The sequence below is a fragment of the Aeromicrobium sp. genome (assembly GCF_036676885.1).
GTDB lineage: Bacteria > Actinomycetota > Actinomycetes > Propionibacteriales > Nocardioidaceae > Aeromicrobium.
Genome location: NZ_JAKFCB010000228.1, coordinates 1 through 1,708, shown reverse-complemented (window position 1 = coordinate 1,708; position 1,708 = coordinate 1). Strand labels below are relative to the sequence as shown.

At 66.6% G+C, this 1,708-nt stretch carries 2 protein-coding genes; one reads left to right on the top strand and one right to left on the bottom strand.

Going from position 1 to position 1,708, the window contains the following annotated elements:
- Positions 1 to 187, top strand: a 187-nt coding sequence (locus tag V6M46_RS10250) for a hypothetical protein (RefSeq protein ID WP_332664487.1), incomplete at its 5' end; no start/stop codon positions are given.
- A 67-nt stretch (positions 188 to 254) separates the two neighbouring features.
- Here the strand turns inward: V6M46_RS10250 and V6M46_RS10245 are convergent.
- Positions 255 to 1,676, bottom strand: coding sequence for a B12-binding domain-containing radical SAM protein (locus tag V6M46_RS10245; RefSeq protein ID WP_332664484.1), 1,422 nt, complete (start codon positions 1,674 to 1,676; stop codon positions 255 to 257).
- Positions 1,677 to 1,708: the final 32 nt, after the last annotated feature.

Genomic DNA, 1,708 nt, shown 5'->3' with positions numbered 1-1,708 from the left:
GGAGTTCGTGAACAAGCGGTGGATGGCGAAGGGCCTCACGTCGAAGGTGCCCTACAAGCGCGACATGTACATCTGGTTCACGCTCGTGAGCGCCAAGATGGCCCTCGGCGCCATCAAGGACCGTGTCAACCCGCTGAAGGTCGAGCACTACCAGCAGCTCGTCACGCCCGAGTGGTACGACACGTAGGGGTCGCTTCGATCACGCGCCTCGGGGGGCGTTGCGGGGGGCCGGCCCCCCGCCCCATGAACTCCCGCTAGATCGCCATCCCGTAGAGCCCGTAGAGCATCATCTTCGGGTTGATCGTCTTGAGCTCGACCAGCTGCCGGCGGACCTGCTCGTAGCGCATGTAGAAGCGCCGGAGGCCGTAGGACTGCATCTTGATGAGCAGCTCCGGATCGTAGCCTTCGGGGTGGTACACGAGCCGGTCGGCGTCGGGGTTGAACGTGGTGTAGTTCTCCCAGTCGTCGCGGAAGAGCGTCTTCTGCCACTGGTCCTCGAACAGCTTGCTGCCCGGGAACGGCACGGTGATCGCGAACTTGGCGAAGTCGAGGTCGAGGTCGACGGCGAACTCGATGGTCTCGCGGGTCATCTCGGGGGTCTCGCCGGGCATGCCGATCATGAAGAGGCCGACGGTCGAGAGGCCCGCCTTCTTCGCGTTCTGAACGCCCCAGCGCACCTTCTCGGTGGTGAGGTTCTTGTTCACGTTGCCGAGCAGCATGTCGACGCCCGACTCGATGCCCATGAGCACGCGGCGGCACCCGCCCTCGTACATGAGCCGGCAGGTCTCCTCGTCGAGGCGATCGGCGCGGGTCTCGGAGAGCCACGAGCACTTCTGATCGAGGCCGCGGCGCACGAGCTCCTCGCACAGCGGCTTCAGGTCCTTCACCACGAGCGGGAAGATGGGATCGACCAGGCCGATCTGCTTCACGCCGTAGCGATCGACGAGGTACTCGTACTCGTCGACGATCTTGAACGGGTCGCGACGGCGGTACACCTTGCCCGAGTGCAGGAGCGAGCAGTAGTCGCAGCGATAGGGGCAGCCGCGGCTGCCGGTCATGGTGAGGACGGGCTTGGCCACGTCCGCGAACGGGAGCAGGCCGTAGCGGTGGTACGGAAACAGGTCCCACTCGGGGTAGGCGAGCGAGTCGAGGTCGCGACGGAGCGCGCGCGTCTTGTTGGTGACGGCATCGCCCGACTTGCCGCCGGACCGATCGAGCCACGTGAGGCCGTCGATGCGGGAGAGGTCGGTCTCGCCGCTCTCCATCGCGGCGCAGAGCTCGACGATGGTGTCCTCGCCGTCGTGATTGACGACGTAGTCGGCGGCGCCGCTGCGGAGGATGTCCTTCGCGAACACGTCGGCGTGCACGCCACCCCACACGATCTTGGTGGTGGGGCACGCCACCCGGATGAGCCGCGCGAGCTTCTCGCACGTGGGTGCGGAGGGCGTGAGCACGGTCATGCCGACCAGGTCCGGCGCGAACCGTTTCACCCGGTCGAGGACCTCGGACGCGATCAGCTTCTCGCCGAACATGTCGACGGCGCGGGTGTGATGGCCGGCCGCCACGAGCGCCCCGGCGATGTACGCGATGCCGGTCGGCGGCATCGGCTCCAGGAGCTCGGCGAACCGACCGAGCTTCTGCATGTTCATCGAGGGGTTGATCAGGAGGACGCGCACGGCGGTTCTCGGGGTTGACGACGAGGGTAGCC